Raw genomic sequence first — 17,762 nt, forward strand, 5'->3', positions numbered from 1 at the left:
AGGGAACTGCTAGAGCGAGGACGCGGCTCCGCAAACGCGAAGCCTATTCGGCAGCTTGTGCCGTTTGGTCGCGGCTTCCGATGCGCGCTGCCTCTGCGCCCAATTCGCGCACCAGCCCGCACAGCATCATGGCAAGTGGCTCCAGCGCGGCGCTCGGCTCGGAAAGGGCATCGTCCAGATAGGTGGAGCGGCAAATTTCCAGTTGGATGGCATGTATACCGCGCGATGGCGAAGCATGGCGATCGAGCACATATCCGCCAGAATAGGGGCGATTATGTGCGGTCGCGCAGCCTCGCTCTTCCAGATAGCGGAACGACCGAGCGATAAAACTGCTCTGACACGAAGCACCAAAGCGGTCGCCCAAAACAACTCTCGGCGCGGGCTGCCCCGGACCCGGCTCCCTAAGGGGCGGCATCGAATGCAAATCGATAAGCAATGCAGCGCCCCAATTGTCTCGGATGCGATCCAGCTCGCTTGCAAGAAACGTGTGGTAGGGGCGGTGGATGCAGTCGACGCGCCGGTCCAGTTCATCCCGGTTCAGTTTTTCCCGCCAAATCTCGCCGAAACCCGGCAGCCGCCTTGGCACCAGGCCAAGGCCGCTTCTGGCCCGGTGGTTGGAGCCTGTCAGCACCGGCGCAGGTTTGCTTTTCCTGCGCCCTGGCCCCGCTATCATTTCCCAGTCGACATCATCGTGCGCCCGGTTCAGGTCGAGCATGGCGCGCGGCGCATGTGCGACCAGCAGACCGGTGCCTGTTGCCTTGGCGATCTCTACGCCCAATCGGTCGACAAACCTGTCTTCGAGCCGCAGTTGGCTTAGGTCCACATCGCGCAATTGTGCCAGCGTTTCGGATGGATAGACCCTACCCGCATGCGGAACCGCGATAAGGACGGGTAGCGGCATCGGTTGAGGTGCAACGTGCGTAAATGCAGGTCCGAATAACCCTTCGGCCGTGTGTCCGGCGACCGCACCGCCCTGCGTTCGCCGCATCGGCCTCCTGCCAGCATCGGAGGCAGCAGGGCCGCGCAGCCCCTTTGGTGATGAAGGATCACTCATGAATTGAAGTGCTGCCCGTTTTGCTCTCTTGAGTCAAAGCCTGCGATGGCGGCAAGGCGCGCGCTTTTGGCGGATTTGATTAATCCATCAGGCAATGCGTCTCAAATCCGGGCAACCTGTCGCAAAAGAAAGATTTCTTAAGTCTCGCTTGCTATCAGCCACGTCATGACATCGAATGCAAATCCGCGAATCCTCCTTGCCGAGGACGACGAAGCCATGCGCGTATATCTGGAACGCGCCCTGACGAAGGCCGGCTATGACGTAAGCGTCGTTGATCGCGGCACAGCGGCGGTCCCCATGCTGGAGGCAGAGCATTTCGACCTGCTTCTTTCGGACATTGTAATGCCAGAAATGGACGGGATCGAACTCGCCCAGCGGTGTGCGGAAATTTCGCCTCGCACAAAGGTCATGTTCATCACGGGCTTCGCGGCCGTTTCCCTCCGGGCAAGCCGTGAACAGCCCCACGCGAAAGTTCTGTCCAAGCCGTTCCACTTGCGCGATCTCGTGCTGGAAGTGGAGCGCGTGTTCGAGGACCAGCGCGAGGCGAGCCTTTAACGGCGCACTATTCGAAAAACCGCACTGTTAACGCTTGCACTGCAAACGTGCCCGCGTTAATGGGCCGCTCCCGTTCCGCAAATGAACGGCTCAACCGATGGCTGGGGCGTATAGCTCAGTGGTAGAGCACTGTATTGACATTGCAGGGGTCGGAAGTTCAACTCTTCCTACGCCCACCATCGTTTTCCTTTGATATCAGACCGCAACGCTGTTCGCCGCGGCAAATGCACTCGGCGTGGTGAAATTTGCATCCGGTTTCTCGGCACTTATGCCCTGCTTGTCCGTTATTGCGGCATGACTTCATCGATATTACTATTCGGAGCGACCGGCGATACCGGGCGCAGTGTGCTGGATCAGGCGCTTGAACGCGGATGCAAGGTCCGCGCTGCGGAACGCGATTTTCCAGAGAACTTTTGCAACCATCCCGACTTTGAAAAGCGCGAGGCGGATTTGCTCGACGGCGGACTCGCTGATCTTATGGACGGCGTGGATTGCGTTATCTCAGCCGTTGGTTTGCCGCGCGACCCGCAGACGCTGATCAATCCTCCTCCGCTCTATACAGAGGGCGCGGTCAGCATCATTCAGGCGATGCGAAAGACAAAGGTAAAACGCTTCGTCACGATCTCTGCAGCTTTTGCAGACCCGGACGCGGCGGTGCCATTCTGGTTCAAGACCGCCACTGCACCGCTTGACCGTATTTTCCGCCAGATGGGCGAGATGGAGCGGGTGCTGCGCGTATGCGACGATATCGATTGGACCGCAGTGCGTCCTGGCTGGCTGCTGAACCGGCCTCACACGGGTGATTTCGAGGTTTCCCTGGATGACATGCCCAAAGGCAAGCTGCGCACCCGGCGCCCTGATCTGGCGCAATTCATGCTCGATTGCGCGCTCGATTCAAAACATGTGCACGAGCGTCCTTTTATCGCGCGCGCAGAGAGCACCTTTCTGGAATCACCAGCGGCTCTCGTCGAAGAACTGCTGCCTTTCTGAAAGAGCCGGAAAGATTAGCGTGCCCCCGATGATTTCGGGCATGCCAACCTTGAAAGCCAGCGCACCTCTGCTAGAGCGCGCGTGAGGGATCAATACAGACATCCTATCGAACACACGTAGTCCAAAAGGATGAGGCGCTAGCCATGCAAAAAATCAAAGTACAAAACCCGGTCGTCGAGCTTGACGGCGATGAGATGACCAAGATCATTTGGCAGTGGATCCGCGAACGCCTGATCCTGCCTTATCTTGATGTGGACCTGAAGTATTACGACCTCTCGATCGAAAAGCGCGATGAAACCGATGATCAGATCACGGTGGACGCAGCGAACGCGATCAAGGAACACGGCGTCGGCGTAAAGTGCGCCACAATCACGCCTGACGAAGCCCGCGTCGAGGAATTCGACCTCAAAAAGATGTGGCGATCGCCCAATGGCACGATCCGCAACATCCTTGGCGGGGTGGTTTTTCGTGAGCCGATCGTGATCGACAACGTGCCGCGCCTTGTACCTGGGTGGACCGATCCGATTGTCGTCGGCCGTCACGCATTCGGTGACCAGTACCGCGCGACCGACACCCTGATCCCCGGCCCCGGTAAACTGCGCCTCGTATTCGAAGGGGAAGACGGCGAGAAAATCGACCTCGACGTGTTTGAATTTGAAAGCTCCGGCGTGGCGATGGCCATGTACAACCTCGACGATTCGATCCGTGCGTTTGCGCGCGCGTCGATGAACTATGGTCTGGACCGCAAATGGCCGGTCTACCTCTCGACCAAAAACACCATCATGAAAAAGTATGATGGCCGTTTCAAAGATTTGTTCGAAGAGATTTACGAGGCAGAATTTGCCGACAAGTTCAAAGAGGCCGGCATTACCTACGAACACCGCCTGATCGATGACATGGTTGCATCCGCGCTCAAGTGGAGCGGCAAGTTCGTTTGGGCTTGTAAGAACTATGACGGCGATGTGCAGTCGGACACGGTCGCACAGGGCTTTGGCTCGCTCGGACTGATGACTTCGGTCCTGATGACGCCCGATGGCAAGACTATCGAAGCCGAAGCGGCACACGGCACCGTCACCCGCCACTTCCGCCAGCACGAACAGGGCAAGGCAACATCGACCAACCCGATTGCGTCGATCTTCGCATGGACGCGCGGCCTGATGTATCGCGGCAAGTTCGATGGCACGCCCGATGTTGTCAAATTCGCTGAAACGCTGGAGCGCGTCTGCATCGAGACCGTCGAAAAAGGCCAGATGACGAAAGATCTCGCGCTGCTGATCGGCCCGGGCCAGAACTGGCTCACGACCGAACAGTTTTTTGAAGCGATCGTCACCAATCTCGAAGCAGAAATGCAAAACTGGGGCTGATCAGCCTCAACGAACAACGGAACCCGTGCCTGCGCACGGCGTAGAGAAAGGGCGGCTGTTCAATCGAACGTGCCGCCCTTTGCCTTTCCCATCAGGAACACTGCCCGATGCCCAAAGCCCCAGCCAAGACCCGGCTACCCAAAGCGCGTCTCGAAATCCGTCAGGCCATGCTGAAGGATGTGCGGGCCATCGGCGATCTTGTCCGCCGCGCCTATGCCGATCTACCCGCCTATACGCAGGGCGAGATCAGGGGGCAGATCAACAATTATTCTGACGGCTGCTTCATCGCAAAACTGGATGGGAAAATTGTTGGCTACTGCGCCAGCATGCGTCTGGATGAGGATGTTGCGCTGGCCGATCACACCTGGGACGAGGTGACGGGCAATGGATTTGGATCGCGGCACGATCCGACCGGCGACTGGCTTTATGGTTATGAAATGTGTGTCGATCCCGGCGTTCGCGGCACCAGGTTGGGACGCAGGCTTTACGAAGAACGGCGCGCGCTGGCGGAACGGCTGGATCTGAAAGGCATAGTCTTTGGCGGCCGGATGCCGGGACTGGCAAAGGCCATGCGGCGCAAAACGAACCGCGCGGAGACCCCCGAAGAATATCTGCAAAAGGTCATCGACACCAAGATCCACGATCCCGTGCTGCGATTCCAGCTTGCCAATGGGTTCGAACCGCACGGCGTCCTTCGCGATTATCTGCCAGAGGATAAGCAGTCGAAAGCCAACGCCGTCCGCATGGTCTGGCGCAACCCATATGTCGATATCGATTCCCCGCCCAAGCACCGCCTGCCGCGCGACGTGGAAAGCGTGCGCATCGCCACCTGCCAGCTGCAGGCGCGCGCGGTCGCGGATTTCGACGAATTCATGAAGCAGGTCGAATACTTCGTCGATGTCGCAGCCGATTATGAAAGCGATTTCATCGTCTTTCCCGAACTGTTCACGCTCATGCTGCTGAGCGCCGAAGACGAAGAGTTAAGCCCGCTTGAATCGATCGAGCTGCTGAGCAAATATACACCCAAAATCCGCCAGCGCCTCTCTCAAATGGCGCTGTCTTACAACATCAACATAATCGGCGGTTCGCACCCGACGCGCATGCCGGACGGTGACATTCACAACGTCGCCTATGTTTGCCTGCGCGATGGATCGATCCACGCGCAGGAGAAAATCCACCCCACACCGAACGAGGCATATTGGTGGAATATCAAAGGGGGCGACAGCATTGACGCCATCCCCACCGATTGCGGCCCCATCGGCGTACTCATCTGCTATGATAGCGAATTCCCGGAACTGGCCCGCCGCCTTGTCGATGAAGGCGCCCGGATCATCTTCGTCCCGTTCTGCACAGATAGCCGTCAGGGTTACATGCGCGTGCGATATTGCGCCCAAGCCCGCGCCATCGAAAACCAGTGCTACGTCGTTATGAGCGGCAATGTCGGCAACCTGCCCAATGTCGCCAATATGGACATTCAATACGCGCAAAGCTGTATCCTGACCCCTTGCGATTTCCCATTTGCGCGAGACGGAATCGCGGCTGAGGCGAGTGAAAATGTCGAAACGCTCACCATCAGCGATGTGAACCTTGCCGACCTCAGCTGGGCCCGCGCAGAGGGAACAGTGCAGAACCTGCATGATCGCCGGTTCGATCTTTACCGGATCGAATGGGACAAGCGGGTGGGCAATATCTCCGATCCCTTGGGCCTGCCCAATGAGGGTCAGGATGCTGCGGCCAAACCAATCGGCCCTTCCACCGCAGGCGGCGGATGACACGCTGACATTCTGCGGGTAAGCGATCAGACATGGCGGGCGAACTCACCCTTTCACCGATAATGTCGGACGCGCTGGTTATCCTCGGCGCGGCGGGCATTGTCATACCGGTGTTCGCCCGGTTTCGGATCACCCCGATCATCGGGTTCATCCTGATCGGCGTGCTGGTAGGACCATTTGGCCTAGGCACGCTGGTCCAGCAGATACCTTGGCTGAATTATGTCACAATATCTGACCCGGAACGATTACAGCCCTTTGCCGATTTTGGCATCATCCTGCTGCTGTTCGCCATCGGTCTTGAGCTGTCGTTCAACCGTCTTTGGCAGCTGCGAAAGCTGGTATTTGGCCTCGGCTCGTTAGAGCTGCTGATCATCGGAAGCATTTCAGCAGGGTTCTTTGGCTATGCCAGCGGGATGGAGACGACCTCGGCGTTGGCGCTGGGGTTTGCGCTCGCTTTCTCCTCTACCGCCATTGTGTTGCCGATTTCGGGCACAAAGTCCCCTGTTGGCCGCGCCGCACTTTCCATGCTGTTGTTCGAGGACATCATGATCGTCCCGATCATCTTCATCCTCGGCGCGCTGGCGCCCAATGCCGATGGCGATGGCTGGACCGCGCTTACCGAAACTCTGTGGCAAGGTGCACTTGTCATCCTGCTTCTGCTGGTGCTTGGCCGGTTCGCCCTGCCCCGGCTGTTTTCGCAGGCTGCGCGCACCAAGAGTCCCGAACTGTTTCTTGCCGCATCGCTGCTGGTGGTTATCGGGGCCAGCCTTGCCACGGCAGCCACCGGCCTTTCACCCATTGTCGGCGCGCTGATCGCAGGCCTGCTCATTGCTGAGACCGAATATCACAACGAGGTCGAAACGATCATGGAGCCTTTTAAAGGGCTCGCACTGGGTGTGTTCCTGATCACCATCGGGATGAGCATCAATATCCTAACCGTGATCGAAAACTGGAGCGAGATCGCGCTGGCCGTTGTCGGCGTGCTGACGTTCAAGGCTGTCGTCACAGGCTCTCTGCTGAAAATGATGGGCGCGCGGCGCAGCACTGCGGCTGAGACAGGCGTGCTCATGGCCAGCCCCAGCGAAACGACGCTGATCGTCTTGGCGGCCGCAACCAGTGCCCTCGTCATCGACACGGAAACCGCGCAATTCTGGCAAATTGTCACCGCGATCGGCCTCACCGTCACGCCGCTTCTCGCAAAACTGGGGCGCAGCATTGCACGGCGTGTTGAGACAGTTCCCGAACTTCCCGAGGAAGATACAGGCGAGGCGCGCACAATCATTATCGGCGGCGGACGTGTGGGCAGGCTGATTGCGGATATGCTGGTGACGCACGATCAGGCATATGTCCTTCTCGATTCCGATCCGGACATAATCGACCGGGCAAAACGCTTGGGGTACCGCGCAACATTTGGCGACGCGGCCCGCGGCGACGCGCTGGATCATCTCGGCATCGAAAATGCGCCAGCAGTGGTGCTTACTATGGACGAGCCGGTACTGGCACAGCGGCTCGTATCGAAACTTCGGAAGGAATATGCCGACCTGCTCATCGTGGCGCGTGCGAGAGATACCGACCACGCTGCGGAACTGTACCGTGCCGGGGCAAGCCATGCAGTGCCGGAAAACCTCGAAAGTTCGCTGCAACTTTCAGAAGCAGTGCTCGTCGATATTGGCGTTGCGATGGGCCCTGTCATTGCCTCGATCCACGAGAAGCGCGATGAATACCGGATCATACTTGAACGGGACGGTCAGCTGTCGGAACCGCCGAAACTGCGCACATCGACAACCGCGTCAGACACATAAATTGGGCTTCGGCAAGAAATCCTGAACCTTTTCAAAGGCCACGCGTTGGTTTGGTAGAAGGAGATAACGATGACCGATCCAACCAAACCAATCCCGAACGATCAAAAATTCAAACCGCAGAACGTGAAAGGCCCGCTGAAAGATAAGGCGCCGACATCTGATGATCGCGGACAGCCGGGCGATACCGGCGGCAATGACCTTTCCCAAGGAAGCGACGGTGTGACCAAGAAGACGCCCGACGCCTGATCGGCAGCTGCTGTTCAGCCCTGCAAAACGGCCTTTACAGCAGCAATCGCTTCATCGGCCTTATCGCCGTCCGGACCGCCGCCTTGCGCCATGTCCGGGCGGCCACCGCCGCCTTTTCCGCCAAGGGCTTCTACGCCGGCGCGGACCAGATCGACGGCGCTGAATTTGCTCGTCAAATCGTCTGTTACCGCCGACGCAATGCTCGCTTTGCCGTCATTGACCGCAATGATCGCCGCAACGCCTGATCCCAATCGCTGCTTTGTTTCATCCAGCAATGGGCGCAATTCTTTCGGGCTCAGGCCGTTTAGGATCTGACCGCTAAACTTGATCCCGCCGACTTCCTCATCAGCATTTGGCGCTCCACCCTCACCAGCGTCACCGCCGCCCAGAGCAAGGGCTTTCTTGGCCTGCGCCAATTCTTTTTCGAGCTTCTTGCGCTCTTCGAGCAATTGCCCGACACGGGCGGGAACGTCTTCCGGGGCCGCACGGATCACGCTTGCTGCGGCTTTCAAGGCTTCCTCGCGTTCCACCAGCCATTTGCGCGCCGGTTCACCCGTCAATGCCTCGATACGCCGAACACCGGAGGACACCGCGCTTTCCGAGATGATGCGGAACAGGCCGATATCGCCAGTGGCATTGACGTGCGTCCCGCCGCATAGCTCGACCGAATAATTGCGGCCTCCATCGCTGGCGCGACCCATTGAGAGGACGCGGACCTCATCACCGTATTTTTCACCGAACAGCGCAAGCGCACCTGCTTCAACTGCCTCATCCGGGCTCATAAGGCGTGTGGCAACCGGTTCGTTCGCGCGGATCTCTGAGTTCACTTCGGCCTCAACCGCGCTGATATCTTCTGGGCTCAGGCCTTTTGGATGCGAAAAGTCGAAGCGCAAACGATCCTCAGCCACCAATGAGCCTTTTTGAGTGACATGGCCGCCAAGCTGGTTGCGCAGTGCAGCATGGACAAGGTGCGTTGCAGAATGGTTCGCGCGAATCTGGCTGCGGCGTTCCTCATCGACATCAAGCTGCACATTATCGCCGATTTCGACCTTGCCGGCCTTGATAATAGCGTGATGTGCATGGAGCCTGCCCAGAGGTTTGCTCGTATCGCTCACTTCAGCCTTGAAACCTTCGATTGAAGTTATGGTGCCGGCATCACCGGTCTGGCCGCCGCTTTCGCCGTAAAAAGGGGTTTGGTTGGTCAAGATGACAGCCTCATCACCCTCGCTAGCGCTTTCGACTTCCGCCCCGTCCTTGACGATTGCGACCACGATACCTTCGCCCGATGTCGCGGCGTAGCCGGTGAATTCACTCGCACCTTCGCGTTCAGCGATGTCGAACCATACTTCGCCTGATGCCGCCTCCCCTGAGCCCTTCCATGCGGCGCGCGCTGCGGCTTTCTGCCGGTCCATCGCGGCGTCGAATCCAGCGCGGTCCACCCCGATACCGCGAGCGCGCAGCGCGTCTTCGGTGAGGTCGTAAGGAAATCCGAATGTGTCGTAGAGCTTGAACGCGGTTTCGCCGTCCAATTCGCCGCCGCTGCCGATATCTACGGTCGCTTCGTCGAGCAGCTTCAAACCTTTATCAAGTGTCTTGCGAAATTGTGTTTCTTCGCGCTCCAACACCTCTTCGATCAGCGCCTGACCGCGAACAAGCTCGGGATATGCCTGGCCCATTTCCGACACCAGGCTGGGCACAAGCCGGTGCATCAACGGCTCGCTCGCACCAAGCAGGTGTGCATGACGCATAGCGCGGCGCATGATGCGCCGCAGGACATAGCCGCGCCCCTCATTGGAAGGCAGCACGCCGTCTGCCATCAGAAAGCTGGTCGATCGCAGATGATCGGCAATCACACGGTGGCTCGCGAGGCGATCGTCCGTGCTCGCATCACCGGCAAGCTGGATCGATGCTTCGATCAATTCCTTAAACGTGTCGGTGTCGTAATTGTTGTGCACGCCCTGCATGACGGCGGCGATGCGTTCCAGACCCATTCCAGTGTCAATTGACGGGCGCGGCAAATCGCGGCGCGTCCCGTCTGCCTGCTGGTCGAATTGCATGAAGACGAGGTTCCAGATTTCGACAAAGCGATCGCCGTCTTCATCCGGGCTTCCCGGAGGACCGCCGGGAATGTGATCGCCGTGATCGAAGAATATCTCGGAGCAAGGCCCGCATGGCCCCGTCTCGCCCATTGACCAGAAGTTGTCGCTGGTTGCGATGCGGATAATCCGCTCTTCGGGAAGGCCTGAAATCTTGCGCCAGAGGTCGAACGCCTCATCATCCGTATGGTAGACAGTCGCCGTCAGTTTTTCAGCGGGCAATCCCCATTCGCGCGTGAGCAATGTCCACGCATTCTCGATCGCCTGTTCCTTGAAATAATCGCCGAATGAAAAATTTCCAAGCATTTCAAAGAACGTGTGGTGGCGCGCGGTGTATCCGACATTGTCGAGATCGTTGTGCTTACCCCCCGCCCGCACACATTTCTGCGAAGAAGCAGCACGCGGTCCCGGAGGCGTTTCCAGGCCGGTAAACGCGTTCTTGAACGGCACCATCCCGGCGTTCACGAACATCAAGGTTGGATCGTTGTAGGGAACCAGCGGCGCGCTGGGCACGGTCACATGATCGGCCTGGCCGAAAAAGTCGAGAAACGAGCGGCGGATATCGTTGGTGGACGTCATGAGCTGGCAGTTAGGCAATGCGCACGCCGGGGACAAGACACCCTGTGCATTGTCTCGGATCAAACGTGTCGATCAGTGTGATTGACCGTCCAGCTCGGCAACAGAAAAACCGGCGCCGCCAGCACCCGGATTATGGGCTGGCATGCGCCGGTTTCCCGGTCTTTCGGGCGCTGCAGCGATCGCAGACTTGCCCGCTTGAGGATCAGTCGTCAGGCTTCGCGTCCGGGCCCGCCATCATTTCCTCGGCAACCTCGTCGGTGCGGCCGCGAATAGCGGCTTCCAACCGGTCGCAAACTTCAGGATTTTCCTTGAGATAGGTTTTCGCATTCTCACGACCCTGGCCGATCCGAACGCTGTCATAGGAATACCAGCTACCCGATTTCTCCACGATATCGGCTTTCACACCCAGATCGAGGATTTCACCGATTTTCGAGATGCCTTCGCCATACATGATGTCAAATTCGACCTGCTTGAACGGCGGTGCGACTTTGTTCTTTACCACTTTGACACGGGTCGAGTTGCCGATCACCTCATCGCGGTCCTTGATCTGGCCAGTGCGCCGGATGTCGAGACGAACGGAAGCGTAGAATTTCAGCGCATTGCCGCCGGTCGTGGTTTCGGGATTGCCGTACATCACGCCGATTTTCATGCGGAGCTGGTTGATGAAGATCACCATGCACTTTGAACGGTTGATAGAACCGGTCAGCTTTCGCAGTGATTGGGACATGAGCCGCGCCTGAAGGCCAACGTGGGAATCGCCCATCTCGCCTTCGATTTCAGCGCGGGGGACGAGCGCCGCGACCGAATCGACCACCAATACATCGATCGCATTCGAGCGAACCAGCGTATCGACAATTTCGAGCGCCTGTTCACCGGTGTCAGGCTGCGAGATAATCAGTTCATCAATGTCGACGCCCAGTTTTCTGGCATAGACCGGGTCCAATGCGTGTTCGGCATCGACAAAAGCGACGGTCCCGCCATTCTTTTGTGCCTCTGCCAGAACATGCAGCGCCAAAGTTGTCTTACCCGAGCTTTCAGGCCCGTACACTTCGATGACGCGGCCTTTGGGCAGGCCGCCTATTCCAAGGGCGATATCCAGGCCGAGCGATCCGGTCGAAATCGATTCGACCTCCATCGCTTCTTTGGAGCCCAGCTTCATCGCCGAGCCTTTGCCGAATGCGCGATCAATTTGCGCGAGTGCGGCGTCGAGCGCCTTTTGACGGTCCACGTCTTTTTCCTTCTCTACCAGCTTGAGATTAGTAGCCATCGCACGCTCTCCTTCGCTTGCCTAGATGCGATCAGGAATTATCGACCGCCCCTTGTGGAGAGATTATGTATCGGATTTGTTCTCATAGAACAAGAGTGGAACAAAACTTTTTTAGAGCTCAGTTCAAAGACGCGGCGGTTAGCCCGTTGCTGCTTCCGCTTTTTGCTTGGCCGATTGCATCACTCCGCCAACCTTGTCGCTGATCGAGGATACGCTGAACGGTTTTGCGATGAAGTGCATATCCGGGATGTCGATATCCTTGCGCAGCTGTTCCTCGGCATATCCCGACATGAACAGGACCGGCATGTCAGGATGCAGCTTACGGATTTCCCGTACCATGGCGGGGCCGTCCATGCCTGGCATGACCACATCGGAAACGACGAGATCGAAGCTGCCACCTTGCTCTATCGCTTCAAGGCCCTCTTCTCCGCCGGGACACGCCGTCACGTCGTAGCCCGCCCGTGACAAAGCGCGTTCGGCGACGGCGCGCACCATGTCTTCATCTTCGACCAGCAGAACCCGGCCTCCGACCGACCAATCGGAGGAGACAGGTTCCGGCGCGGCGCGGCGTTTCGGCGCTTCGCCGCGATGGATCGGGAAATAGATCGTGAAGCGGGCGCCGGTCATCGTGCCGGACGAATCGGTAACGTTGTCGGCAAAGATAAATCCGCCCGACTGTTTGACGATACCGTAAGCCGTCGAGAGGCCCAGACCCGTGCCCTTGCCCTGCTCCTTCGTTGTGAAAAACGGTTCGAACAGCTTGGGAAGCACCTGCTGCGGGACACCGCCGCCTGTATCTTGGACAATGAGCACGGTGTAATCGGCAGTCGGCAAGATTTCCGAGCCGAGCTTTTGAACATCCTTTGCCTGAATGCTGCGGGTCAGGAGCGAAATCCGCCCTGGCCCGCGGCCATTCGACTGGATCGCATCGCGGGCATTCACCGCGAGGTTCATGATGACCTGTTCCAATTGCTGCGGATCGGCACGCACCGGGCCAAGGTCACGGTCATGCTGGACGAAATAGGTGATCTTCTCACCCAGCAGGCGCTTGATAAGGGGGCCGACTTCGCTGACGACATCGGGCAATTGCAGAATTTCGGGGCGCAAGGTCTGTTGCCGCGAAAAGGCGAGCAATTGCCGCGTCAGCGATGCTGCCCGGTTGGAATTCGCGCGGATCTGCTGGATATCATCGTAATCGCTATCGCCCGGCGTATGGCGCAGCAGCATCAGATCGCATGTGCCGATTATCGCGGTGAGCACGTTATTGAAATCGTGCGCCACACCGCCAGCGAGCTGGCCGACCGCCTGCATCTTCGTCGCCTGAGCGACTTGCCGCTTGAGCTGGTTTTCCTCGCTGGAATCGTTGAGGCTGAGCAGCACGGCCGCATCGCCAAGCCCTCTGACCCCGGCCAGCCCAAGAGACACCGGCTCATCAGGCTGCGAAGACAAACGCACGGCCATATTGCCGCTGGTGGCCGGGCCGCGTCCGTGGCGCCGCACCGCGTCGGACAAAGCGGCCTTGTCTTCGCGTACTGCCAGATCGGTCGGGAAAGCAGGCAGTCCGCGCCCCTCACGCTCGACAGATCGCAAAAACGCCTCATTGCCAAACAGGAAACGGCCATCGCGGTCGGTCATGGCGAGCCCCAGAGGAAGCTGCCCGAGCAGAGCCTCCAACTGGGCAACCCCCGCCTGCGAGGTTCCGTCCCAGCCCCCGCCAATGCCCACGCCGCTGTCGATCATCAGCATCAAGGTCGCGCTATCATCAGGGGACGACGCGCCAGCCATGGCGGGGTCCATCAAAGGCACATCGACGAGAGTCTGCGGAGTGCCCCCTCTACCCTCGCGCGCAAAATATATGCGGTCACGGTCATCGGATCGCAGGAAGGAGACGAAATCCTGCCCCACCAGAGTTGCGGTGGCGTCACCCGCGGCGCGCTCTGCGAAGCCTGCACTTACCGAACGCACTACGCCGGCCGCTGTCGTCAACGCGGTCTCAATGCCGGCACGCGTCAGCATACGCCCGAACGGCCCGGACAGATCGAGATCGTCCAGAACGTCGGCATCTTCGAGCGCAACGATGGAGAAACGCCAGATAAGGTGGTCCTCACCCCGCCCTGCCCTTACCGCTGAAACAGACCAGTTTGCGCCAGCCGAGCCGCTTTGCACGCTGTCTATTTCCGCCGAACCATCGCGCCATGCCTCCCGTGCGAGCCGGGTCATCGCTTCGAGGCCGGTGCGCTCAAAAGGGAGCGAAGGCGGCGCGCTGCTCGCCCCGAATGCCTTGATAAAGGCCGAGTTCGCACAGACGAGGCGATTGGCCCTGTCAGTAATCGCCACAGCCTGGGGGTTTTCGCCCGAAGTCTCTATCGCGGCGAGCGTCACTGACCAGTCTGGTGCGGAAAGCGCAGCCTCCTCAGGCTCTGCCTGCATCCGTTCAAACGCAAACAGGCCGCCTAGCAGCACCGAAACGCCAAGCCCGAATGTGAGCGCAAGCACCAGACTGGAAGTGGCAAGAAACAGCAGAAGGGCGCTGACAAAGACTGCACCGAACAATGCGCCAACGAATAGCGGCCCGCCAGAAGTCGGCGGCCCAGCCCCGTCCTCTATTGCGGCGAGCTGCATTTCAGTCAGACGTTTCAAGCGAACACAATCCCGGTTCTGGTTATTGCTCGCAGGCTTTAATTCGCCTTGAGCCGTTGGTCGAGACGCGCTTCCATCCGTTTCAGACGTTTTGCCCGGCGGCGCGCAATGATCACTCTCCACACCGCGCTGGAAAGAAGATATCCCACTGCGGCAGACAGGACCGCCAACACGATGAAGCCGAATGCTGTGACCCCGGCAAGCTCGAAAAAATCCGAAAGCCAGCTCCATGCCCCGCTTTCCAGCTGTTCGTTGGCATAACCGGAGGTCGCGGCATCAATCTGCAGCGTGAACGCCCCGACCCGGTTGGCGACCACTACCCAGACGGGCAGAGTAAACGGGTTCGTGACAAACGTGACCAGCGCGGCAAGCGGCATATTCGCCCGCGAGGGGAGTGCAAGAAATGCCGCCAGAAAAATCTGCCCGATCGGGATGATAAACGCGGAAAACAGACCGAGAGCCACTCCGCGCGGGACCGACCGGCGGGTAAATCGCCACAATTCAGGGGTGAGGAAACGGTGCGCGATGGGCGCCAGAAACCGGTTTCGCGCCATTTCTTCGCGCGTGGGCATATATTTTCGGATCATGTCCGATGCCCAGGTTTTCCTGCGCGGTGAGGCGGGGCGTTTCTGTGTCATGACGGCCCGCAGCCTGTGCGCCTCGTCTTGCTGCAAAGCAAGCGGTTAACATCAAGATACAGGTGTGCGGGCATGCGTGATCATATGGGTAGCGTAGCGCGTCTGACCAGTGCCTTAATCGCCAGTGCTGCCTAAAAATTTTAGGCCGGTGCTGGCGCGGCGGCTGGGTCAGCTGCGCTCGCGCATCACGCGGGCTTTATCGCGTTTCCAATCGCGTTCCTTGACGGAGGCGCGCTTGTCATGCGCCTGCTTACCCTTGGCCAGTGCAAGCTCCACTTTGGCGCGACCTTGCGCGTTGAAGTAAACCGACAGCGGCACGAGTGTCATGCCCTTGCGCTCAACCGCGCCGAACAGCTTTCCGATCTCGCGCGAATTCAGCAACAATTTGCGCGGACGGCGCGGTTCGTGGTTCAGCCGATTGCCGTGGCTGTATTCGGGGATATTGGAATTGATCAGCCAAACCTCGCCGTCTTTTACCTCGGCATAGCTTTCCGCAATTGTCGCCTCGCCAGCGCGCAAGGCCTTTACCTCGGTTCCCTGCAGGGCAAGGCCCGCCTCGAATTTATCCTCGATATGGTAGTCGAACCGCGCGCGGCGGTTTTCCGCCACGGTTTTCTGCTTGTCGAAAGTCTTGGGTTTGGGCCGTGCCATAATTCTGTTGCCTGTACGCGCAAGAACGACAGATGAAAACCCATGAAGCCGTTTGCATGAAAGCCAGACAAAGCTGTTGTTCTGTATAAGGAGTTGCGCCATTGTCGCCTCTAGTTAAGGGAATTGGGGCGGGGTCGTAACCATGCACAATGTGCGCAAGTTTTTTTCCATTTTTTCAGCAATTGCGGCTGGCTTGCTGGCAGCTGGCGTTCCCGCTGCGGCACTGGCCGACGATATTCCGCCGCTGTCTGCATATGGCGAACTGCCTGCAATCGAGAGAGCGGCGCTGTCTCCTTCTGGAGGCCGCATCGCAGCACTGGTTACGGTTCAGGGCAAACGATTGCTCGTCGCGTTTGATGAAAATTTGAACGTCGTTTCGTCGACCAATGTCGACACGATGAAAGTGCGCACTTTCGATTGGATCGGCGAAGATCAACTTTTGCTGACCTACGAAATCACCGAAGATCTCGGCTATAATTTTGCCGCTGACAAATACGACTTTGCCATCGCGGTCACGATCCCCATCGGAAATTCCGAAGCTGGCGAGACGGTCTTCTCCAGCCGCCGCGATCTGGTCGATTCCGTTTTCGGCAATTACGGCGTCCGGCAAATCGGCGGCAAATGGTACGGATTTTTCGGAGCTATCGAGCTGGTGCGCGGCACCCGCAATGAAATGAATTTTCGCCATGGCCGCCCCTACCTCTACCGCGTTGATTTGCAGGACCACTCCACCAAACGGATCGCGCTGGCCGCTGACAGCGATCACGATAATGACTGGTTGATCGACGCCAACGGCGATGTGGCTGCGACATATGATATCAATCTAAACAGCGGGCGCTGGACCATCCGCAATGCCAGCCGCAAGGTCATCGCAGAAGGACGAACCGAAGCTGGCCGCAGCGGCCTCATCGGACTGGGCAAGGGCGGCCAATCCGTCATTTACTACGAATACGACGATCAGAACCGGTCGCGCCGTTTCGAAGTGCCTCTGTCAGGCGGAACGCCGGAACGTTTTTTGCAGGGTGTCGATGTCGACCAGCTCTTTTTCGACGCACGCACAGGCTACATGACCGGTTACACCAAAGAAGATGATGCCAGCGATCCGGTGTTCGACGATCCCGCGCGCGCCGATGCTGTGCGGAAAATCCAGAACGCTTTTTCGGCATACAGCATGAGCATGATCGACTGGAGCGACAATCTGAACCACGTGATCGTCCGGACGACCGGACAGCAGGACAGCGGCAGGTGGTTCACCGTAGATGTCGCCAATCTCAGCGCTAAAGCTTTCGCCTATGAACGCTCAGCAATCGGTCCGCAGCATGTCGGCCCGTTTTCCACGTTCGAATACACCGCATCCGACGGCACCGAGATGGACGGCATACTTACCCTTCCGCCGGGCCGTGAGGCGAAAAATCTGCCGCTGGTCATGCTGCCCCATGGCGGACCGCACAGCTACGATAGCGAGCGGTTCGACTGGTGGGCACAGGCCTTTGCCTCACGCGGATACGCAGTGTTCCAGCCGAATTTTCGGGGATCAACCCATCGGGGAGGAGAGTTTCGCCGCGCGGGTTACGGCGAATGGGGCCGAAAAATGCAAACTGACAAATCCGACGGGCTGAAAGCTTTGGCAGATGCCGGCATCGTGGACCCTGATCGCGCCTGCATCGTCGGGGCAAGCTATGGCGGCTACGCTGCTCTTGCCGGGGTAACCTTGCAGAACGGCATTTATCGCTGCGCCGTGGCTGTGGCCCCCGTTACGGACATCCGCCGCATGTACCGTGAAGATTACACCGCCAGCGGCCAGACGCGCGTCACCCGGCAGGCGCTGCGCGAACAATTGGGCGAACCGGACCTGTGGAACGCGGTGTCACCGGAACGCTTTGCTGAAAACGCTGATGCGCCGATCCTGCTGATCCATGGGAAGGATGACACGGTTGTTCCCTACGTCCACTCGTCCAAAATGGCTGACGCTCTAAAAGACAAAGGCAAGCCGTATCAGCTGATCACGCTGGACGGAGAAGACCACTACCTGTCACTGTCGAAAACCCGTCAGCAGATGCTCAACGCCTCGGTCGAATTCGTTAAGAAACACAACCCCGCCGATTGAG

The 17,762-nt window shown here is 58.6% G+C and carries 13 protein-coding genes and 1 tRNA gene; 8 read left to right on the top strand and 6 right to left on the bottom strand.

Annotated features, from left to right (window positions below; all coding sequences use genetic code 11):
• Nucleotides 1-43: 43 nt before the first annotated feature.
• Nucleotides 44-1,054 carry an N-formylglutamate amidohydrolase gene (locus tag ACGHU1_RS11895; protein WP_390587188.1) on the bottom strand — a complete coding sequence of 337 codons (1,011 nt, stop codon included), beginning with the start codon at nt 1,052-1,054 and terminating at the stop codon, nt 44-46.
• A 165-nt stretch (nt 1,055-1,219) separates the two neighbouring features.
• Between ACGHU1_RS11895 and cpdR the strand changes: the two genes are divergently transcribed.
• From cpdR to ACGHU1_RS11930, 7 genes are all read left to right on the top strand, one after another.
• Entirely contained in the window at nt 1,220-1,609 is a 390-nt protein-coding gene (gene cpdR / locus ACGHU1_RS11900; RefSeq protein ID WP_390587190.1) for a cell cycle two-component system response regulator CpdR, read from the top strand.
• A 104-nt stretch (nt 1,610-1,713) separates the two neighbouring features.
• A tRNA-Val gene (locus tag ACGHU1_RS11905) sits at nt 1,714-1,788 on the top strand.
• 115 nt (nt 1,789-1,903) lie between these two features.
• Nucleotides 1,904-2,599, top strand: coding sequence for an SDR family oxidoreductase (locus tag ACGHU1_RS11910; protein ID WP_390587192.1), 696 nt, complete (start codon nt 1,904-1,906; stop codon nt 2,597-2,599).
• Between the two features lie 143 nt (nt 2,600-2,742).
• Nucleotides 2,743-3,963 (top strand): NADP-dependent isocitrate dehydrogenase, encoded by a 1,221-nt coding sequence (locus tag ACGHU1_RS11915; RefSeq protein ID WP_390587194.1) that lies wholly within the window; start codon nt 2,743-2,745, stop codon nt 3,961-3,963.
• A gap of 107 nt (nt 3,964-4,070) precedes the next feature.
• The gene (locus tag ACGHU1_RS11920; protein ID WP_390587196.1) at nt 4,071-5,735 is read left to right on the top strand and encodes a GNAT family N-acetyltransferase; all 1,665 of its coding nucleotides are present in this window, start codon (nt 4,071-4,073) and stop codon (nt 5,733-5,735) included.
• A gap of 32 nt (nt 5,736-5,767) precedes the next feature.
• The gene (locus tag ACGHU1_RS11925; protein ID WP_390587198.1) at nt 5,768-7,537 is read left to right on the top strand and encodes a cation:proton antiporter; all 1,770 of its coding nucleotides are present in this window, start codon (nt 5,768-5,770) and stop codon (nt 7,535-7,537) included.
• Between the two features lie 69 nt (nt 7,538-7,606).
• The gene (locus ACGHU1_RS11930; protein ID WP_390587200.1) at nt 7,607-7,783 is read left to right on the top strand and encodes a hypothetical protein; all 177 of its coding nucleotides are present in this window, start codon (nt 7,607-7,609) and stop codon (nt 7,781-7,783) included.
• Between the two features lie 14 nt (nt 7,784-7,797).
• Here the strand turns inward: ACGHU1_RS11930 and alaS are convergent, their stop codons facing one another.
• From alaS to smpB, 5 genes are all read right to left on the bottom strand, one after another.
• Complete coding sequence (gene alaS / locus ACGHU1_RS11935; RefSeq protein WP_390587202.1) at nt 7,798-10,458, bottom strand: alanine--tRNA ligase; 2,661 nt, start codon at nt 10,456-10,458, stop codon at nt 7,798-7,800.
• A 202-nt stretch (nt 10,459-10,660) separates the two neighbouring features.
• A complete protein-coding gene (gene recA / locus ACGHU1_RS11940) occupies nt 10,661-11,725 on the bottom strand; it encodes a recombinase RecA (protein WP_390587204.1) in 1,065 nt (354 codons plus the stop codon).
• A gap of 138 nt (nt 11,726-11,863) precedes the next feature.
• A complete protein-coding gene (locus ACGHU1_RS11945; RefSeq protein WP_390587402.1) occupies nt 11,864-14,347 on the bottom strand; it encodes a response regulator in 2,484 nt (827 codons plus the stop codon).
• A gap of 56 nt (nt 14,348-14,403) precedes the next feature.
• Nucleotides 14,404-14,952 (bottom strand): DUF2062 domain-containing protein, encoded by a 549-nt coding sequence (locus ACGHU1_RS11950; RefSeq protein WP_390587205.1) that lies wholly within the window; start codon nt 14,950-14,952, stop codon nt 14,404-14,406.
• Nucleotides 14,953-15,171: 219 nt separating this feature from the next.
• On the bottom strand, nt 15,172-15,654 hold the full coding sequence (gene smpB / locus ACGHU1_RS11955; RefSeq protein WP_390587207.1) for an SsrA-binding protein SmpB: 483 nt from the start codon (nt 15,652-15,654) through the stop codon (nt 15,172-15,174).
• A gap of 151 nt (nt 15,655-15,805) precedes the next feature.
• Here smpB and ACGHU1_RS11960 point away from each other — a divergent pair, with 151 nt between their 5' ends.
• Nucleotides 15,806-17,761 (top strand): alpha/beta hydrolase family protein, encoded by a 1,956-nt coding sequence (locus ACGHU1_RS11960; RefSeq protein ID WP_390587208.1) that lies wholly within the window; start codon nt 15,806-15,808, stop codon nt 17,759-17,761.
• The last annotated feature ends 1 nt before the right edge of the window (nt 17,762 follow it).

It is taken from the genome of Erythrobacter sp. MTPC3 (assembly GCF_042854385.1).
In the GTDB taxonomy this organism is placed as follows: domain Bacteria; phylum Pseudomonadota; class Alphaproteobacteria; order Sphingomonadales; family Sphingomonadaceae; genus Erythrobacter.

Excerpts from the sequence above, each read along its gene's own strand:
- ACGHU1_RS11895 (WP_390587188.1), bottom strand. The coding sequence starts at position 1,054 with ATGAGTGATCCTTCATCACCAAAGGGGCTGCGCGGCCCTGCTGCCTCC.
- cpdR (WP_390587190.1), top strand. The coding sequence starts at position 1,220 with ATGACATCGAATGCAAATCCGCGAATCCTCCTTGCCGAGGACGACGAA.
- ACGHU1_RS11910 (WP_390587192.1), top strand. The coding sequence starts at position 1,904 with ATGACTTCATCGATATTACTATTCGGAGCGACCGGCGATACCGGGCGC.
- ACGHU1_RS11915 (WP_390587194.1), top strand. The coding sequence starts at position 2,743 with ATGCAAAAAATCAAAGTACAAAACCCGGTCGTCGAGCTTGACGGCGAT.
- ACGHU1_RS11920 (WP_390587196.1), top strand. The coding sequence starts at position 4,071 with ATGCCCAAAGCCCCAGCCAAGACCCGGCTACCCAAAGCGCGTCTCGAA.
- ACGHU1_RS11925 (WP_390587198.1), top strand. The coding sequence starts at position 5,768 with ATGGCGGGCGAACTCACCCTTTCACCGATAATGTCGGACGCGCTGGTT.
- ACGHU1_RS11930 (WP_390587200.1), top strand. The coding sequence starts at position 7,607 with ATGACCGATCCAACCAAACCAATCCCGAACGATCAAAAATTCAAACCG.
- alaS (WP_390587202.1), bottom strand. The coding sequence starts at position 10,458 with ATGACGTCCACCAACGATATCCGCCGCTCGTTTCTCGACTTTTTCGGC.
- recA (WP_390587204.1), bottom strand. The coding sequence starts at position 11,725 with ATGGCTACTAATCTCAAGCTGGTAGAGAAGGAAAAAGACGTGGACCGT.
- ACGHU1_RS11945 (WP_390587402.1), bottom strand. The coding sequence starts at position 14,347 with ATGCAGCTCGCCGCAATAGAGGACGGGGCTGGGCCGCCGACTTCTGGC.
- ACGHU1_RS11950 (WP_390587205.1), bottom strand. The coding sequence starts at position 14,952 with ATGATCCGAAAATATATGCCCACGCGCGAAGAAATGGCGCGAAACCGG.
- smpB (WP_390587207.1), bottom strand. The coding sequence starts at position 15,654 with ATGGCACGGCCCAAACCCAAGACTTTCGACAAGCAGAAAACCGTGGCG.